This window comes from Paenibacillus tepidiphilus, assembly GCF_008635795.1.
In the GTDB taxonomy this organism is placed as follows: domain Bacteria; phylum Bacillota; class Bacilli; order Paenibacillales; family Paenibacillaceae; genus Paenibacillus_AQ; species Paenibacillus_AQ tepidiphilus.
Genome location: NZ_VWRQ01000023.1, coordinates 112,082 through 130,539 on the forward strand (window position 1 = coordinate 112,082; position 18,458 = coordinate 130,539).

Genomic DNA, 18,458 nt, shown 5'->3' on the forward strand with positions numbered 1-18,458 from the left:
ATTCGGAATATCGTTATCTTGAAGAAAGGTTGTATGAATTTTATCATTTTAAGTATATTACGGCCTGATGGCATCCGTTAACGGAGAGGGCCTGAACATACAGGAGGGGCATCAAATGCGTGAGACAATATCAATGGACAAAGGCTGGAAATTCCACCTGGGGGATTTCACAGAGCCGAGAAACCGCTGGGCCTGGGGAAAATCAGGGTCCTGGAACCAGGGGCCGGAAAGCTTCGGGTTTGATGACAGCGCGTGGAGAGAGGTGAGCGTGCCCCATGATTTTGTCATTGAAGGGGAGCCTCAGCCCTACATGGTCAAAGAATTTGACGATAAGGACAATGCCATACCCGAGATGCAGAGTGTGAACAACATGCATACCACCGCCGGCTCTTTGGTGAAGAATGTCGGGTGGTATCGTAAGCGCTTTTACATTCCTGAGGAGGACAAGGGGAAGAAGCTTGTTTTTATTTTTGACGGCGTCTACAGGGACAGCTCGATCTTCGTAAATAACTTTTTTGTGCAAAAGCATTTAAGCGGCTACACCGGCATCCACTGTGATATCACCGACTTCGTCAATTACGGCGGCGATAACGTGATTTCCGTGCGGGCGGACGCCAGAGGTGCAGAAGGCTGGTTCTACGAGGGCGGCGGTATTTACAGGCACACTTATTTGCTGAAGACCGCTCCGGCACATATTGAGCATGTATTCGTAGCGTGCGAGGTCGATCCGTATCAGCTTTCGGCCAGGATTAAGGTAAAGACGGAGCTGGACAATGGGCAGTCCGCCCGGATTCGGCTGGTTACGGAGATTATCAATCCGGACGGTGACAGTGTGGGAGCGATGGAGACGGAGCTCTCGGGGGAGTGCGCGGAACAGGAGGTGCTTTTGTCCGGTGTATCGCTATGGGATTTGGATAATCCGCATATGTATAAGGCTGTCTGCAGGGCCTATAGCGGTGATGAGCTGACGGATGAATATACCACCGGCTTCGGCATCCGGGAGATTAAGTTTACGGGGGATGAGGGCTTCTTCCTTAACGGCAAAAGTGTCAAAATCAAAGGCGTCTGCGCCCACCAGAATCATGGCGGGCTGGGCACGGCACTGCCGGATGAAATATACACTTTCCGTATCCGGAAGCTGAAGGAAATGGGCTGCAATGCCTACCGGACCTCGCATTATCCGCCTACGCCGGAGCTGCTGGACGTCTGTGACCGGCTGGGGATGCTTGTGATGGACGAGACCCGGCTGCTCTCCAGCGCCAAGGAGGATCTTGCGCAGCTTGAATTCATGGTGAAGCGTGACCGGAACCACCCTTCCGTCATCATGTATTCCATCGGCAACGAGGAAGCGCAGTCGCAGACCACACCGCAGGGCGCCAGAATTGCCGGCACGATGATGGAGCTGATCCGGAAGCTCGATCCTACCCGGCCGGTGACGATGGGCCTCCTGATGTGGGATCTGGCCAACAAACGCCCGATTGAAGACATCTCCGACATTGCCGGCATCTCCGAGCAGCTCGATATCGCCGGGTTCAACTACCAGGATCACCGGTGGCAGGAATACCATGAGCGGTATCTGGAACAGCCGATGATCTGCACGGAGCAGGGCACGTTTAAATCCACAAGAGGCTGCTACACCACAGAGGCGGAGAAGGGGCATCTGGCGGTCACCGACAAGACGGAGAGTTCATACATGAAGGGTGCCCGGCAGTGGCGTGCTGCCAAGCCTCCGTATATGAGCGGGCTTTTTCTCTGGACAGGCTTTGATTATTACGGTGAGCCGAGCCCGTATGCCTGGCCGGCGACCAGCTCCCAATTTGGCATTATGGATCTCTGCGGCTATCCCAAGGACTTCTATTATTACTATAAAGCCTGGTGGACGGATGAAGAGGTGCTGCATGTCTTTCCGCACTGGGATGGCCAGCCGGGTGAGCTGAAGGATGTGCATGTCTTCGCAAACTTCGACGAAGTTGAGCTGGCTGTGAATGGAAGAAGCCTGTGCATTAAGAAGATGGAGACGGATGACTATCTGGAATGGGAGCAGGTTGCCTATGAACCGGGAGAACTGCGGGCCAGAGGGTATCGGGACGGTGTTCTGCTTAAGGAGACTGTCATCAGTACGACGGGTTCTCCGTACCGGGTAGTGTTAAGCCTTGATTTTGCTGAGAATCAGATCGCGGTCATTAAGGCGGAAGTGCAGGATGATCAGGGCCGGAGGGTACCGGATGCGGGCAATGAGCTTTCATTTATGCTGGAAGGGGAGGTTGAGCTGCTCGGCACCAGTAACGGCGACCCGTCGGATCATACGCTTGCCCATAGCCGTGTGCGCCGTGCCTTCAACGGACTGGCCCAGGCCATTGTGCGATTCAGCGGCCGGGTAGTGGTTACTGTGCAGTCAGACGGGCTGGAAGGCAATGAATTGTTTATAGAGTAGAAGGCGGAGCCCGGCCGGGCGGCGGGTTGATGGGGGGTATGCCGGTGGAATCCGCCCGGCGGGTGGATCGTGACGCATGTGCCGTAGAAACAAACCCATGGCCGAAAGTGCCTTGGCTTTATGGATGCGCTATAGTCCGTTACGGCGGCTTATTCGCCCATAACTTCGAAATAGCGGCTCCTCGGTCCGTTAACGTGAGAGTACTGCGGATTCACCCCCGGAGCAGATTCGTCAGCATCAACTCTAGAAGAGTTGTTCCAAAGCATCAACCCTAGAGGAGTTGTCCCAAAGCAGCCAGTCCGTGGCTTTTGGAACAGCTCTTTTTTGCTTGCATAGAAGGTTTGTAATACATCCACCCTGTTCGTGGAGGTTTAAAGATGCAATAATTTGGTCAGAAATGAAAGGTTCGCTTGAGAAAAAGCCTGGAGCGTACCGGGAGCAGAGCGGGAGAAGGAGGATATGGTATGACAGAAATCCATCAACAAATCTTAGAGGAGTTAAGCCGGATTGAACGGGAAGAGCAGATGCGAATTATCTATGCCTGTGAATCCGGCAGCCGGGCCTGGGGCTTTCCCTCGCAGGACAGTGATTATGATGTTCGATTCATCTATGTCCGTCCGGTGGAGTGGTACCTGTCCATTGAAGATAAGCGGGATGTCATCGAGCGCCCGATTAATAATATGCTGGATATTAACGGCTGGGACCTGCGCAAAGCGCTGCGGCTGTTCCGCAAGTCGAACCCGCCGCTGCTGGAGTGGCTGCAATCGCCGATTGTTTACCGGGAGAACCATAGCGCGGCAGAGCAGATCCGCAGCCTCTCGCCGCTGACCTTCTCACCCAGGTCCTGCCTATATCACTATCTGCATATGGCGAAGGGCAACTACCGGCAATACTTGCAGGGTGAGCGCGTGCGGATCAAGAAATACTTCTACGTGCTGCGGCCGATTCTGGCCTGTGAATGGATTGCGAAGCATGGCAGCATGCCGCCGATGGAGTTTGACCGGCTTGCCGGTGACCTTGTGCCTGCGGGCAGCAAGCTGAAGGCAAGCATAGACGAGCTGCTGGTCCGCAAGCGGGCAGGCGAGGAGATGGACAATGAACCGAGGATTCAGGTCATTAACGATTTTTTGGAGGAGCGGCTTGAGTATTATGAACAGGCGGCTGCAGCGGTTCCGGCAGGGGATGGAGATCAAAGTGAACGGCTGGATAGGCTGTTTCGCACGGTACTACGGGAAATATGGGCACAGGACCGGGTGGGACATTAAGCGGATTGCGGACCGGGACAGCACCAAATTTATGAGCGTAAGGGGAACTGAATCATAATGGCTTATCAAAATATCAACAATGTACGTGTCTGGGGCAAGCCTGACGAGGGAGCTCTGGTTCAGGCGGAAGTATGCTCGTCCTACGGCAATGTCGTACAGACACTGCTCATGGCGGATCACCATAAAGGATACAGCCAGCCCATCGGCGGCGTGGTCGTGTATGATGGACAAATCTCGCCTTCCGGCGTCGGCTATGATATTGCCTGCGGCAACAAGGCGGTCCGCACGGGCCTGGCCGCGAAGGATATCAAGCCGAGACTGCCGCAGATCATGGATCAAATCGCCCGCCGAATCTCCTTCGGAGTCGGACGGATCAACAATGAGAAGGTCGATCATGAACTGTTCGATGATCCGGATTGGGATGTCTACAAGGCTGTAGGGATGCAGGAGCACGACAAGCTGAAGCTGCTGGCCCGCAATCAGCTCGGGACGGTTGGCAGCGGCAACCATTTTGTGGACCTGTTCGAGGAAGCGGAGACCGGGGCCTTATGGGTGGCCAATCATTTCGGCAGCAGAGGCTTCGGGCATAAGACGGCCAGCGGGTTCATCAATCTGGCGGCGGGCAGAGCATTTATGGCAAATGCGCCGGGCGAGAAGATGGACCAGCCGCCGGTTCTGCTGGACCTCAGCAGTGAGCTTGGCGAGATGTATTACCGGGCGATGAAGCTGGCCGGACGCTACGCCTATGCGGGAAGAGACGAAGTGATGCGGCAGGTGCTGAAGATTCTGGGAACCACCGCTGAGCTGGAGGTGCATAACCACCATAACTATGCCTGGAAGGAGAACCATAACGGCCGGGAAGTGGTCGTGGTGCGCAAGGGAGCGACTCCATCCGCGCCGGGCCAGATCGGATTTATCGGCGGGAGCATGGGGGATATCTCTGTGATCGTCAGAGGGAAGGACAGTGCCGAGAACCGGGACGCTTACTACAGCACCGTTCACGGTGCCGGACGAGTGATGAGCCGCACCCAGGCTGCGGGCAAAATGAACTGGAAGACCCGCACCCGCAGCGGCGGCGCGATCACTGCAGAGCAGATGCGCACAGCCGTATCGGACTACGGTGTAGAGCTGCGCGGCGCGGGAACGGACGAGAGCCCGTTCGTCTACCGGAAGCTCCAGGGAGTGCTGGAAGCTCATGCCGGAACCATTGAGGTCATGCATGTGCTGAAGCCGATTGGCGTCTGCATGGCCGGTGCAGATGAATTTGATCCGTATAAGGATTAATAAGCATACGGCCATCCCCCAAGAAGCGGGGCCTTAGCAAGGACCTGTTCAGGTCTTTGGCTAAGGCCCCGCAGCCTATTCTAGCGTTTTATGCCGCTGTTGAATTGTTGCCGCCGGCCACTCTCAGCTTTGTGCGGGTGCTGAGCAGGAAGCCTACAAGTGAAGCCAGCAGCTGCTGGAACACCATGCCCAGCACGACCGGAACGGCTACCGGCGGCGGGAAATACGATACGGCAAGCACCGCGCCGGCGCTGATATTGCGCATGCCGCCGTTGAAGACCAGGGCGACCTCGTCCGCCTCGTTCCAGCGCAGCAGCTTCGCGATGAGGAAGCAAATGGCATAGCCGGTCGAGGCGAGCAGCACGATCACGACGGCAAGCAGCACCAGCTGCAGGTCGATATCGGCCAGATAAGGCGAAATGACAGAGCCGTTAATCATAATGACGATGGCCATGAACAGCTTGGAGAACGGATTCAATCTGGGACTCCAGCGGGGAGCCACCGCGCCCTTACTCCATTCATTGAGCACCATGCCGAGCAGGGAGGGCACAACGATCATCCAGAAGAGGCTGCCCATCATCGCCCAGACATCCAGCTTCACGCTCGTTCCAATCAGCACCGACAATACGCCGGGAACAGCAAAAGGAGCCAGCAGCGTATCAATCAGAATAATGGACAGGGTCAGCGCGGTATTACCTTTATAGATACTGACCCAAATGAAGCTGCTGACGCCTGTAGGAATTACTGCGGCAAGCACCAGCCCGGTAATCGTGTATTGGTCTCCGGAGTAGAGCACATTTCCGAACCCGAAGGCAACCAGCGGCATCGCAATATGCAGGACAAAGATACAGGCGAACAGTGGCAGGGGTCTTTTGAGAACATTCAAGAAATCCTTGAATCCCAGGCTGATGCTTCCGGCAAACGTCATAAACGCAAACAGCCATGGCGACAAGAAGGTGTACGGAGATAACGCAGTTCCGCAGAGCACGCCAATCAGGACGCTGACCGGAGTAATAAGCGGCATCATGCGATTTAGCTTACGGTTCAAAGCGAGAAGCATATCATGACTTCCTTTTCGAATGAGTTCCTACCATTATACATCTATTGACCGGCGGGACAACCTTTCATAGAGCACACTTTACGCTTCTGTCACGAAATTGTACCGGGCATCAGCCTTTGAAATTTATTTTAAATATGTGCTATGATCGACAAATCAGTGTGTAGAGATATTGGCTGTGCTACCCTTCGGTACAGGTCAAAAATATATGTCTCTTAAGATACGTCTACCATCTGAAATTACTTTCAAATGGAGATGGTCACTTATGCATGAAGAAACAAGATTACCGCGGAACGGCAAAGAATTCGTTATATTTCTGGCGATTATATCCATTCTTTCCGTCAACCTGATCGCACCGCTGATTATGGGCTTCAAATTCGGGTTCAGCCGGGAAGTCTATCTTGACACCCTGCAGGCGATTCCGTTCGTCTGGATTTGCGTGATCCTGCTGGTCACCCTTGTCGCGAACCCCATCGTCAGCCGACTTGTGCACAAGTTTACCATGCCTACCGACGGCTTCAATGCCAGAGTCCTGTTCACGATCCTCTTCAGTGTTACCATTCTTTCTGTCCTCCTGACCGTAATCGGGTCCTGGATCGGGATGCGGGAGATCAGCCTGGAGCCGGTCCGCAAATTCTTCTATGACTGGCCGCGCAACTTCTTTATCGCCTTTTGGGTGGAGGTATTGATCGCCCAGCCGATTGCCAGGTATGCCATGAAGAAGCTGCATGCCCGCCAGGCGCGTAAGACAGTGAGTATGTAACGCTATTAAATATGAAGCAGGCAAAATAACAACCGGGCCAGGACGAGGGAAGTTTCCCTTGTCCCAGCCCGGTTGTTTGTTTATAGGCCGGTTAGCCGGCGCCTTCGACGGCTTCTCTCCAAGTCGCTTGCACTCCCTCGGCAGCCCCGCTATCTAGCGCGATCTGCAGTTCCCCACCGTTTGCCGTAATCTCACCGACCCGGGTCCACGGCTGAGTCATGTTCTCTTTCAGTAGGCCTCGGCGGAATTCATCCATCGACACCTTGAGCGGCTTGCGCTGGATCTCAATGCTGCCGCTGCCGGATGTAAGATCCACCCCGCTGCGCGCCGCCCAGAAAGCGGCGTAATCCAGCATGCTGCGGCTGGCCTGATCGAACGGAAGCTCAGGATGGGCCGTGGCATAAGCCCAGTTATCCCACTGGCGGCCGATCATGTATGCCCGGGAAAAGCCGCTGCCGTCCATGACCGGCAGCGCAGTTGCGGAGTCGCCGCTAACATACACGAGCCGTGTCTGGAACACATAATTCTCAAAATGGGTTTCCGTGTACACCCCATGATTGCTCCAGCCCAGCACCGGATATGTGATCCGCTTATATACTGCGGCCGTATCTCTTAGAGCAGCCGTAGTCCGGCTGTCTTCGCCGGTTATATACTTCCCGTAGAACGGCGTTCCGAAGGAGAGAACGACAAAGGAAATCCCCCACAGCAGCAGGAACGTCCCGGCAGGCCAGAACTTTCCGGCCAGCACAGAGGCGGGCCGCTCCGGCGGCGCGGCAATGCCGATGCCGCAGGTGCTGTCGGTGCAGCCGCCCTCCCGCTTGCGTTTGGCCGCCACCTTGCCGTAAATGCGGGCAGCAATGCCGTGGAATGGCGGCAGGCCAAGCAGCAGTCCCGCCGGATAGGTCCAGCCCATTGCCCGCAGGACGGCGGCATACGTGTCCACGCCTTTATGCAGCTTCGTCCCTTTCTCCACAGCGTAGATATCATGCAGCAGCTCCACCTCCGGGATGCCGCACAGCAGCTTCTCCTCTGCCGCGTAATCCTGCAGCGCTTTCCATTCGATCGCCTTGCGGATATCAAGGGCGGACAGGATGCCGACCGTCTGGCGGCACAGCGGACAAAGCCGGTCGTAATAAACGCTCAGCTGTTTGCGCTTCGCCGCAAGGAGCCTGTCATACAGCTTGCGGTAGGCGCTTTCCGGTATGACCGCCAGATGAATGACAGTGACCAAGAGACTCATGACCGGAATCGGAAATACCAGCAGGACACCGGCATGCAGGAGCACCCCTCCGATACTCAGCCATACCCGCAGCGGCTTGAACCATACCAGAAAGACATACAGCAGTTCATAAAGCAGCAGGGAGTAGCCTAGGATCAGCACCAGCCAGTGGTGGTCAATCAGCCAGGATACATCATAAAACGTTGTAAAAGGGAGCGAGGCCGGGGCCCATAACCCGAGACCCGTCAGGTACATGGAGGAAGAAAGCTTGTAGAACATGGAATCCAGATAGAATAATCCGATCAGCAAAATCAGATACGCCGTATGAAGGAACCGGGCCTGCGGCCGGGGCAGCTTACGGACACGGACACGGGCCTGGCGGCGGCGCTCCATAAGGCTCTCCACCGATACACAGACAGACACAGGCATGAATAGGAGCAGGAAGGAGCCTGTCAGAAACAACGAATCCACCTGCCAGTTGTTCGCTTCATTTACGGCGACGAACCCCAGAATGTATACGCTGATTGCATAATTGACGATGGCTGCGGGCCGGGTCAGTGCGCCAATGAGCAGCAGTACCAGCGCTATCAGCCACAGCGCGAACAATACAGATAAGAATGCCGGGGCCTCAGCAGCCAGGCTGTCCTGCTGAAAAATCAAATCCCTGAAGATGATCATTTGCAGCACTTCAAGTATAAATACAAGCGCGAAGCCGATCCGGAACAACGCCAGCGGGAAAGCCGGCTCCTTGCGGTCATATAGCTTCGCCTTCACCCATTTCCACATCGCATTACCTCCTTGAGCTGTTCTTGGGTTGTTTTCTCTTCATTAACCGATTGACCGCCGGACAAACAACGACAGGCTGTGTTATGGTTGAATAAAAGGAAAGAATTGGAGGGGGCAATGGAGCCGAATACTCATGAAGTTGATAAGTCAGAAGAGGATATGTTAATAGAAGAAACGGTCCAGCGATACGTTATCTGAAGAATATAGGAGGCTGCTGTTATGACATTGAAGTTTGGAGCGTTCGGCGTGTTTGCCGATAATATGGAAGTTATGGTCAAATTCTACCGGGAGGTCATCGGTCTGGATCTGAAATGGGATGGCGGGGCATTCACGGGTGTACAGCTGGACAACGGAATGTTCTTTAACATTTGTGAGCGGACCCTGATGGACCCTGACAAGAAATTCTCTTACATACAGGGTATCAATGGGATGACCCAGGTCACTTTCGGTGTGGATCACCCCTCTGAGGTAGATGTCGAGTACGCCCGGGTAGTGGCCGGAGGAGCGGTCCCGGTATTCCCGCCGAAGACAGAAGACTACGGGCTGCGGACAAGCTTTGTTTCCGATCCTGAGGGAAACCTGATCGAGATTTGTGCGGCGGTGTAGCAGAGGGGCGATTGTTGCACTTTTATTGAAATATACATCAGCTGAGAAAGGCTCCTGCAACTTAATCGAGAGTCCATCTTTTTATTCTAAATTAAGGTTATAAATTTTCGAGTTGATTCTGGATAGAGAGGAAAAAGGGATCTGCTGCAATAGCTGTTCTTGCTTCCCGAGACACTTCTACGTACTGTTGGTTCAGGAAGTCGTACATTTTTTGTTCTCCTGGTTCACAGAAAAGTGAATAAGTTATGAAATCCTTAATGTTTGCAGTCACCAGCACTGCGTCATTAACATAGGCATCTACAAGAATCCGTGCATCAGAAGTTCGTAGGTAGTCGATTTTGTACTCGGGGATTTTGAAGACTCCTTCAAATCTGGGGGAACGTATGTAATTACTGAATTTCCGAAGGTCATGCTCGAGCTGAACCGATAAGTTCGCGCTGACGGTTTGCCCGAGCATGCCTTGGATACTTCGTTTTTCCCTGTCTTTCAGGGTATGCATTTGGACTTCCAGTTCGCATTTCACTTCTTCACTCAGCAAAATAATGGATGTTCCTTCTGCTTGTTCCTTCTGTGCTTGTGAAAAGAATGCTTGTGCTGCTTTTTTGTAGGACTCCATATCTTTATTGTCCAGATAACGAAACAGATTTGTATCCGGTAAATAAACTGACATTTATCCGTTGGCTCCCTCCCTTAGTTGGGACCAATGTCTACTGGACCTTCACCGTCCCAAAGTGCCGTAGCATGGTCCACTATTCTTTTTGAATTTTCAATTTCACTTTTGCGCTCCTTCAGGAACGAATCCCAGGTTGACAGGTGCATGAACTGTTCAGATTTAATTCTCCAAGTACCGTTTTCGCCTGTAACTTGTTCTGCATCATACTTTCCATTTGCGCAGTGACGACGTATAACCTGTGGAACTCGACCGGTAAGCTTACTAACGTCCCGTACAGACAGAAATTCGGGCACATTAGATACTTCGGATATAAAAGACTCAACCACCTCCATTGTCACGGGTATAGATTCAACTGATTCTTCGACCGCTTTAAGGTCAATTTCAGAAAGCGTCATAGAAATTTGAGCTTCCTGAATCCTTAGTGCTTTTTGAATTAGCCTAATCTTTGCAAGTGTAACTTCAGCATCACTGTGCAGCCGACGCTCAGCAGTTTGTGGTAGAGTGACAAAATCAAGAACTCTAGTCATATCAACCAACCTCCTCACCTCCCATGCTAACACATATTTAAACGGAACTAAAGGAACTAATGGAACCTTTCGAACTATTTTTATATTATATACAATTTTAATCATTTTAAACATTGTCCCTTGAAAAAGGGCAGCCATCGTAGAGAGCCTGGCGATACCAGGGAAAACATAGCTTTAATTAAAGAATTCCTTGAAAATAATGGAATTTGATCTTATGCTGGAAATAACAAGCGAAAGGGAGAGATGGTATGAAAAGTCTCCGCAGCAGTAATCAAGAGGTATTACTAATTATTTGAGCCCGGAAGCCGGATTCATGAGCAAGTGGATTTATGCGCTTTCGTGGTTCGTCTAACACGGAGGTATAACGATGGGAGTTAACCAGTGGGAAGCTTTTTTTGATCAGCATGCACCTCATTACATGAATAACGGATTTACGAAGAATACGCTGAATGAAGTTGATTTTGTTCTGGAGGAATTAGGGCTTGCGCCGGGCGGAAGCATTCTGGATATCGGCTGCGGGACAGGGCGCCATTCCATTGAGCTGGCGAAACGGGGCTACAGGATGACCGGGGTCGATTTATCGGCGGGAATGCTGGAGGAAGCCCGGAAGGCCGCAGCGTTAGCCCAGGTTCAGGTCGAGTGGATTCAATGCGATGCGGTAAAATATTCAGCGGCAGCAGCCTTTGACGCAGTCATCTGCCTGTGCGAAGGGGCGTTTGGTCTCGTTGGCCGGGACGAGGAGCCGATTGCGCATGACATGGCGATTCTGCGGCAGATCTCACATTCGCTGAAGCCCGGGGGCCGTTTTCTCCTCACCACTTTAAATGCCTATACGCGGCTGCGCAATCTTACCCAGGAGGATGTCGAGTCCGGCAGGTTCAACCCGGTAACAATGGTAGAGCATTATCTGGATGTCTGGGAGCTGCCGGAGGGCAAGAAGCTGGTCGAAGTGAAGGAGCGCAGATATCTTCCGTTCGAGCTGATGCGGATGTTCTCGGAGGCAGGCCTTGCGGTAGAGCACATCTGGGGCGGCACGGCAGGCAACTGGAGACGGGAAAATATCGCGCTGGACGAGATCGAAATTATGGTGAGCGCGGTCAAGGAATAACGAAAGAGGGATTGCCTGCGGGCAGTCCCTCTTTTGTGCACATTGGACAGGAGCTACACCCACCCCGTGAACTCCAGGATTGAGGCCTTGGCCGACTGGGAGGCGGATTGCAGCGCGCCTTTGCGCCATTCCTTGGGCGACTCGCCGATCAGCTTGGCGAAGCAGCGGTTAAAGCTGGAGATGGAATGAAAGCCCACCTGCTCGGAGATGGAGAGAATGGTATCTTCGGTGCTCTTCAGCAGCTTGCAGGCCTCTTCAATGCGTGTGCTGTTGAGAAAATCGAGCGGTGCCGTACCCATAATCTCGTGGAATTTACGGCGGAAATGGGTGGTGCTTAAGTGGCACAGGCCGGCCAGCTCATCAATGGTCAGCGGCGACATGTAATGCTGGGTGATCACCTCAAGGGCGGGCGAGATGGCTAACGTATTCTTGAGCGGATATTCTGCCTCCTGTTCCCCGGCAACCGGCTCATTACCGGAGTATACCCTCAGAAGCTCGATATACAGCGACAACAGCAGTCCATAGGCGCTTTCCTGATAATAGGGCTGCTGCTCCTTCAGTTCATTGACTACGGCGGTTGCGAGCAGATAGATCTTGGGATGCTTGTCCCGGCTGAGAATACAGCTAGTGCCTTTCACTGCGGGCAGGCGGGGCTCCACATTACTGTAGGCACCTCCAAACGACTGCTGAAACAGCTCCTCCGGCGAAAAAAAGATATACGACCACAGACTGGCCTCCTCCGGCGAGCTGTATGTGGTGTGCGGAAGATAGCGGGGGAGGCAGGTGACATCCCCGGCCTGAAACGGCAGCGTTTCTCCCTCAATCTGCATAAAGCCGCTGTCGCTATGGCAAATGCCGATCTCCAGGTGATTATGAAAATGCAGATGCTCGCTCTTGATATCGGAAATCCTCCAGCGTTCGCCGCTGAGCAGCAGAACGGGGAAATGAATCGGCAGGCTGTAGTGGCGGTATTCGATGACGGGCTTTTTGGCTCTGGCCATTAGGCATACTTCCTTCTATCCGTTTGTGTAGATTATAGGCGAACCGGCAGACGGCTACAACCTGTGACAACCATATTAAATAGTCGATTTTGCACAGTTTTGCTGCGAATATGCTTTGATTATGACTATAATGGGCTTTAGAATAGAAAATGTTAAGCGCTTGCATACAAAAGTAACGGCCAACTCCCAAACACTCTTGGGAGCATGGGCGGGAGGAGAACGGGATGCTGAACGTAGAGTATAACAAGGAAGAACTGGTAGCGGTCATTGACAAAGTCGTCAGAAAGACCATGACGATGGATTTAACATGGGACTGGCCTTGCGGCGTCGCCTATTATGGCGTGTCACGCGCCTACAAGACAACCGGAAACAAAGAATATCTGGACATGCTCCGCAAATGGGCGGATGAATATATCGAGCTGGGTCTGCCGCATTGGACCGTAAACACCTGCGCTATGGGACATATGCTGCTTACGCTGTACGAAGAAACCGGCGAGCAGAAATATTGGGATATCGCCATGAGCAAGGTCGACTATCTGCGGAATCACGCACTGCGCTTCGGAGACCATGTGCTCCAGCATACCGTGTCGGTTGCCAATGATTTTCCGGAGCAGGCCTGGGCGGATACGCTCTTCATGGCCGCCTTCTTCCTGCTGCGGGTCGGCAGCAAGCTGAACGATCAGGAGCTCATCAACGATGCGCTGAATCAGTACTACTGGCATATCAAATACCTGCAGGACCCGGCGACCGGCTTCTGGTACCACGGCTACAACAACGTCAAGCAGGACCATATGTCGGGATTGTTCTGGGGCAGAGCGAATGCTTGGGGAGCCTATACCATGTCCCAAGTGAAGCCGCTGCTCAAGGACTGGTACCTGTACCCGCAGTGTATGGACGTAGAGTGTGCGCTGCGCGATCAGTTGGCTGCGCTTAAGTATGTTCAGACTGAGAACGGGCTGTGGCGCACGGTGCTGGATGACGAGGAATCCTATGAGGAAGTGTCCGCATCCTGCGGAATCGCAGCGGCGATGGTCAACAACGGCAATCCGCTGCATACCAAATATGTACAGAAGGCGCTGGAAGGCGTGCTGAAGAATATCAGCGAAGACGGCCGCGTATTGAATGTTTCGGGAGGTACAGCGGTTATGAAGGACAGAGAAGGCTACCGTAATATTCCGAAGGAATGGACCCAGGGCTGGGGACAGGGCTTAGCCTTGGCGTTTCTGTCCGATCTCGTGAGTCAGGGGGAGCGCCAATGAATCAGAAGACCAAAGGAAGCTTTACTTTGCCGGGAGAATCCGGTTACGAGCAATTGACGCTGGAGCTGGCGGACAGATGGGGCGCGGACGTCATCCGCGACAGTGACGGCACCCAGTTATCCGATGAAATCATCAATGCAGGCTATGATATCTATTCCACGATTTGCATCATCCGCGACCATAATGAATGGGCAGGCCGCAATCAAGATAAACTGCAGCAGACGTTTCTGATTACCCATCCGAAGGTGGCTGTACAGGACTACCTGTCCATCTACGTGATGGAAGACTTTTTTGCCGAGCAGTTCCGGGTGAATGACTCCAAGGAAGCATTTAAGTACTGGCAGGTGTATGACCGGACGACCGGAACCGAAGTGCCGAGAGAGCAGTGGAACTATGACCGTGAGTCGGGCAATGTCGTGATTACCGGCATCATCCCATGGCACAAGTATACCGTGAGCTTCCTGGCTTACCGGATCTGGGAAGAAATTTCGATGTACAATCATACCACGAACAACTGGACCAAAGAGCATCTGATGCAGATTGACCCGATGTATGAGGATACCCAGAGCTATTTGCTGGAGTGGATGGAGAACTGGTGCGTTCAGCATAAGGAAACGACGGTCGTGCGCTTTACTTCCCTGTTTTACAACTTTGCCTGGATCTGGGGCAGCAATGAGCGCAATCGGCATCTGTTCACCGATTGGGGCTCCTATGACTTCACCGTCAGCGCCCGGGCGCTCGACCGGTTCGCCGGTAAATACGGTTACTCCCTGACTGCCGAGGATTTCGTGAACGGGGGCAAATACCGGGTCAGCCACATCCCTGCCGAGCAGCGGAAGCTGGACTGGATGGCATTCATCAACGATTTCGTCATTGAATTCGGCCGAAAGCTGATTGATATCGTCCACAATCACGGCAAGCTCGCGTATGTCTTCTACGACGACAGCTGGGTCGGCATGGAGCCTTACAACGACCGCTTCGAGGAGTTCGGCTTCGACGGCATGATCAAATGCGTGTTCTCCGGCTATGAGGCCAGACTCTGCTCCGGCGTCAAGGTCGATACACATGAGATCCGGCTGCATCCATACCTGTTCCCGGTAGGTCTGGGCGGAGCGCCGACCTTCATGGAAGGCGGCAACCCGACGCTGGACGCCAAGAATTACTGGATCAACATCCGGCGCGCCCTGCTGCGTGAGCCGATCGACCGGATCGGCCTGGGCGGATATCTGCACCTCGTTGAGCCGTACCCGGATTTCGTAGATTACATCGAGAAGATTGCCGATGAGTTCCGCGAGATCAAGGGCCTGCACCATGCAGGCAAGCCGTATCAGATCAAGACGAAGGTAGCTGTGCTGCACAGCTGGGGCAAGCTGCGTTCCTGGACGCTGTCCGGCCATTTCCATGAGACCCTGGCGCAGGATCTGATCCATATCAACGAAGCGCTGTCCGGCCTGCCGGTAGAAGTGAAGTTTATTAGCTTCGAGGATGTTGCCCAAGGCGCACTCGCCGACGTCGATGTCGTGATCAATGCCGGTTCAGCCGGTACGGCCTGGAGCGGCGGGAAGCACTGGAACGACCATAAAGTGGTGGATGTGCTGACCAAGTGGGTCTATGAGGGCGGTACGTACATCGGCGTTAACCAGCCTTCGGCAGTTGAAGGCTATGACAACTACTTCCGTATGGCGCATGTCCTTGGTGTGGATGAAGATACCGGCGCACGGGTCAGCCATGGCAGATGGAGCTTCCAGGCAGAGGATACGCAAGGATTGATTCCTGCCGGGGCGACTATCGCTCCGAAAGCGGGTATCTATCTGACCGACGGAACCGCGAATGTCGTGCAGGACGCCGGCGGCCAGGTTACACTGTCCACGCATGAGTTCGGCAAAGGCCAGGGAATTTACCTGTCTTCCTTCGAATTCAGCCTGGAGAACACCCGCCTGCTGCTGAACCTGATCCGCTTCGCGGGCCATGAGCTGAACGATGCCAAGTACCTGACAGACAATCTCTATACCGAGTGCGCCTATTATCCGGAGAGCAAGATCCTCGTGGCTATCAACAACAGCGACCAGCCGCAAACGGCCGTTATCGAGACGGAAGCCGGCCCACAGACCTTTGAGCTGGAGCCGTTTGATACGATGATCCGAAATATTGGCTAATGGCCGAATGGCAGCAGATGCTACAGTTAGTTTAGTCTGCGAACATGAGAGTAACCGACAACAAACCTATCGCCTTTTGCAGGTGGTAGGTTTGTTTTATTGGAAGAAGGAAGGAGCCAGGTGAGAGCGAAGATGTTTGAACGATATTTTGAACAGCTTACAACCGCTATCCCTTTGCTTATGAGGGAGCACCGCATCCCCGGCTTTGCCATCTCGGTAGTCGACAGGAAGGGGAGCATTTTTTCGGGGGCGTATGGATATACAGACACGACTAAGCGGACACCGGTCACTTCAGAGACTGTGTTCAGTATCCAGTCCATCTCCAAAACCTATACGGCATTCGGATTTATGCTGGCCGCAGCGGCCGGCAAAGTGGCGCTGGATGATCCGCTGAAACGGTACATTCCGGCGTTCTCGGTCAAGCATAAGGATGGCAACGACTATTCCGGACACATTACATTCCGGCAGCTCTTATCCCACCGTTCCGGGCTTGGGCATGAGGCGCCTATCGGAAACAACTTTGCCTACGGACCTTTTGCAGAGCATATCGCCAGTATTAATGAGACCTATCTGCGTTTTAAACCAGACGAATCCTATTCCTATTCCAATCTGGGGATTGATCTCGTCGCATATGCTCTCCAGGAAATCATGGACATGCCTTTTGAAGACTATATGCAGCAGAACGTGTTTACGCCATTGGAAATGAACCGCAGTACATATCACCAGCAGCAATTCCTTCTGGATTATGACAGCGCGGTGGGCCATGACCAACAAGCGCTGGCTAAATTCCCGATATCAATGATTGGTGCGGGAGGGATGTTCGCATGTGCGGAGGATATGGCGAAGTTTGTAAGGTGCTTTTTAAACGACGGCTTTTATGAAGGACAGCAAATCATCGACAGTGTGAATTTGCGGAAAATGTATACCGGCCATACTGCTTCTGAAGAGTGGCAGTACCAGTTGGGGCTGGGAGCGGAGATGCTGCAGCGGAGGCTCTTGCTCAATCATAATGGCGGCGGCTTTGGATTCCTGGCGACTCAGGATCTATTGCCGGAAGAAGGACTTGGTGCGGTAGCTTTGACCAACTCGGTGGCCCATCCCGCTGTTCAGCTACTGGTTTGCCGGAACCTATGGAATGATCTGCTGGAGATGAAGGATGCCGGCAAGGAAGACTGTGAGCCATTGTCCGGTGATTATGAGAAGTATGTAGGCTTATACGAGGCCCAGTATAATGGAGGTTCGCATCGTTTGGCCGTGTTTCCGCGGAACGGCAGTCTATATTGCAATGGTCAACGACTGGTCTACCACTCATCCGGGTTGTTTTTTACAGGGGGAGACGATTGTATTGAGTTTGCGGGCGAGGCGATGCGGTTCAATTATGTTCTGTATCAAAAGATAGAGTAGGCGGAGGAAACAGAGACAAGGAATATGTACTTTTTTACATTTGCTGTGTCATTTGCTGTGTTATAATGAGCGCAGAAACACGTAAACTGCAAAGAGAGTCGTGCGCTAACACGACTCCCCGTGCAATAGCCGCTTTTAAGGGCGGTAAGCTTAAAAGGTTAGCCTCATGAAATAGACCGAGTCCTTTGTCCAGGGCGGTCTATTTCTTTTTGAGGTAAGTGAGCAAAGCTAGATAGATTGAACTAAAGATTTTTTGTTGGGATTAACCGTGACTCAAGAGAACATGTGGACTTCCGTCCGCTGCCCGCCCGCAAATCTCTTGATTTATACCGCTAGTTGCGGTTCCGGCGTCCGCCTAATAGCTTTCCGCACGAAAGCTGATAACGGATGCACGGTTTTCACGCTGAAAAGTAAATCAAATAAGAAATGCCGGGCGGATAGCGGCCGGATATCCAAGCTCCGCGATAGTCAGCGCCAAGCCATGCTAATCCTCAAGCCAAACTCAACGTTCACTGCAATTAGTTCGATTTTCGCACACTATTTCGGCCTGTATTACGGATTTCAGCAATCTAATTCGATTATCGCCACTTAATATGGTCGAAATTGATGAGATCACTATTTTCCACCCATATTAAGTGGCGGATATCCAACTAAGTCTGTGATTATCCTCAATATAGGTCAAATTAAGTGGCGATTTTCCAACTGCAGTCTGCGAACAGGGCTGCCTATCGTTCATCATAACTATACAGAACTAGCTGCCAGCGAATAATACAGCCAATAGCGGTATTCATCCGGTAAAGGCTTTCAGAGAAAGCCACTTCGGAAGCAGCGTGCCCAGCTAAGCACGCAATCTCTAGCCGGTGAAAGTCCGGTCGCGGGAGGGGCCAAGCCCCCGCGTAGCTAGGATGCCTGCGCA

At 53.0% G+C, this 18,458-nt stretch carries 14 protein-coding genes; 9 read left to right on the forward strand and 5 right to left on the reverse strand.

Features of this window, described 5'->3' with window-relative positions:
- Nucleotides 1-115 precede the first annotated feature (115 nt).
- From F1379_RS24340 to F1379_RS24350, 3 genes are all read left to right on the forward strand, one after another.
- On the forward strand, nucleotides 116-2,434 hold the full coding sequence (locus F1379_RS24340) for a glycoside hydrolase family 2 TIM barrel-domain containing protein (RefSeq protein WP_162551274.1): 2,319 nt from the start codon (nucleotides 116-118) through the stop codon (nucleotides 2,432-2,434).
- Nucleotides 2,435-2,898: 464 nt separating this feature from the next.
- Nucleotides 2,899-3,699 (forward strand): nucleotidyltransferase domain-containing protein, encoded by an 801-nt coding sequence (locus tag F1379_RS24345; protein WP_150274914.1) that lies wholly within the window; start codon nucleotides 2,899-2,901, stop codon nucleotides 3,697-3,699.
- 57 nt (nucleotides 3,700-3,756) lie between these two features.
- On the forward strand, nucleotides 3,757-4,983 hold the full coding sequence (locus F1379_RS24350; protein WP_150274917.1) for an RtcB family protein: 1,227 nt from the start codon (nucleotides 3,757-3,759) through the stop codon (nucleotides 4,981-4,983).
- Between the two features lie 88 nt (nucleotides 4,984-5,071).
- Here F1379_RS24350 and F1379_RS24355 read toward each other — a convergent pair whose 3' ends face one another.
- A complete protein-coding gene (locus F1379_RS24355; RefSeq protein WP_150274919.1) occupies nucleotides 5,072-6,043 on the reverse strand; it encodes a bile acid:sodium symporter family protein in 972 nt (323 codons plus the stop codon).
- Nucleotides 6,044-6,305: 262 nt separating this feature from the next.
- On the opposite strand from F1379_RS24355, the gene F1379_RS24360 reads away from it, so the two are divergent.
- Nucleotides 6,306-6,803, forward strand: a complete 498-nt coding sequence (locus F1379_RS24360; RefSeq protein ID WP_150274921.1) for a DUF2798 domain-containing protein — start codon at nucleotides 6,306-6,308, stop codon at nucleotides 6,801-6,803.
- 91 nt (nucleotides 6,804-6,894) lie between these two features.
- On the opposite strand, the gene F1379_RS24365 is transcribed toward F1379_RS24360, so the two are convergent.
- The gene (locus F1379_RS24365) at nucleotides 6,895-8,808 is read right to left on the reverse strand and encodes a DCC1-like thiol-disulfide oxidoreductase family protein (protein WP_150274923.1); all 1,914 of its coding nucleotides are present in this window, start codon (nucleotides 8,806-8,808) and stop codon (nucleotides 6,895-6,897) included.
- Nucleotides 8,809-9,027: 219 nt separating this feature from the next.
- Between F1379_RS24365 and F1379_RS24370 the strand changes: the two genes are divergently transcribed.
- The gene (locus F1379_RS24370; RefSeq protein WP_150274925.1) at nucleotides 9,028-9,414 is read left to right on the forward strand and encodes a VOC family protein; all 387 of its coding nucleotides are present in this window, start codon (nucleotides 9,028-9,030) and stop codon (nucleotides 9,412-9,414) included.
- A 97-nt stretch (nucleotides 9,415-9,511) separates the two neighbouring features.
- On the opposite strand, the gene F1379_RS24375 is transcribed toward F1379_RS24370, so the two are convergent.
- Both F1379_RS24375 and F1379_RS24380 read right to left on the reverse strand, forming a co-directional pair.
- Entirely contained in the window at nucleotides 9,512-10,084 is a 573-nt protein-coding gene (locus F1379_RS24375) for a PIN domain-containing protein (protein ID WP_150274927.1), read from the reverse strand.
- A gap of 20 nt (nucleotides 10,085-10,104) precedes the next feature.
- Nucleotides 10,105-10,719 (reverse strand): hypothetical protein, encoded by a 615-nt coding sequence (locus tag F1379_RS24380; protein WP_150274929.1) that lies wholly within the window; start codon nucleotides 10,717-10,719, stop codon nucleotides 10,105-10,107.
- A 262-nt stretch (nucleotides 10,720-10,981) separates the two neighbouring features.
- Between F1379_RS24380 and F1379_RS24385 the strand changes: the two genes are divergently transcribed.
- A complete protein-coding gene (locus tag F1379_RS24385) occupies nucleotides 10,982-11,722 on the forward strand; it encodes a class I SAM-dependent methyltransferase (RefSeq protein WP_150274932.1) in 741 nt (246 codons plus the stop codon).
- A 53-nt stretch (nucleotides 11,723-11,775) separates the two neighbouring features.
- Here the strand turns inward: F1379_RS24385 and F1379_RS24390 are convergent, their stop codons facing one another.
- The gene (locus F1379_RS24390; RefSeq protein WP_150274934.1) at nucleotides 11,776-12,723 is read right to left on the reverse strand and encodes an AraC family transcriptional regulator; all 948 of its coding nucleotides are present in this window, start codon (nucleotides 12,721-12,723) and stop codon (nucleotides 11,776-11,778) included.
- Nucleotides 12,724-12,947: 224 nt separating this feature from the next.
- Between F1379_RS24390 and F1379_RS24395 the strand changes: the two genes are divergently transcribed.
- The 3 genes from F1379_RS24395 to F1379_RS24405 all read left to right on the forward strand — a co-directional run bounded on the left by F1379_RS24395 (nucleotide 12,948) and on the right by F1379_RS24405 (nucleotide 17,542).
- A complete protein-coding gene (locus F1379_RS24395; protein WP_150274936.1) occupies nucleotides 12,948-13,982 on the forward strand; it encodes a glycoside hydrolase family 88/105 protein in 1,035 nt (344 codons plus the stop codon).
- Complete coding sequence (gnpA, locus tag F1379_RS24400; RefSeq protein ID WP_150274939.1) at nucleotides 13,979-16,138, forward strand: 1,3-beta-galactosyl-N-acetylhexosamine phosphorylase; 2,160 nt, start codon at nucleotides 13,979-13,981, stop codon at nucleotides 16,136-16,138. The genes F1379_RS24395 and gnpA overlap by 4 nt, the downstream gene beginning before the upstream one ends.
- 132 nt (nucleotides 16,139-16,270) lie before the next feature.
- A complete protein-coding gene (locus F1379_RS24405) occupies nucleotides 16,271-17,542 on the forward strand; it encodes a serine hydrolase domain-containing protein (protein WP_150274941.1) in 1,272 nt (423 codons plus the stop codon).
- Nucleotides 17,543-18,458: the final 916 nt, after the last annotated feature.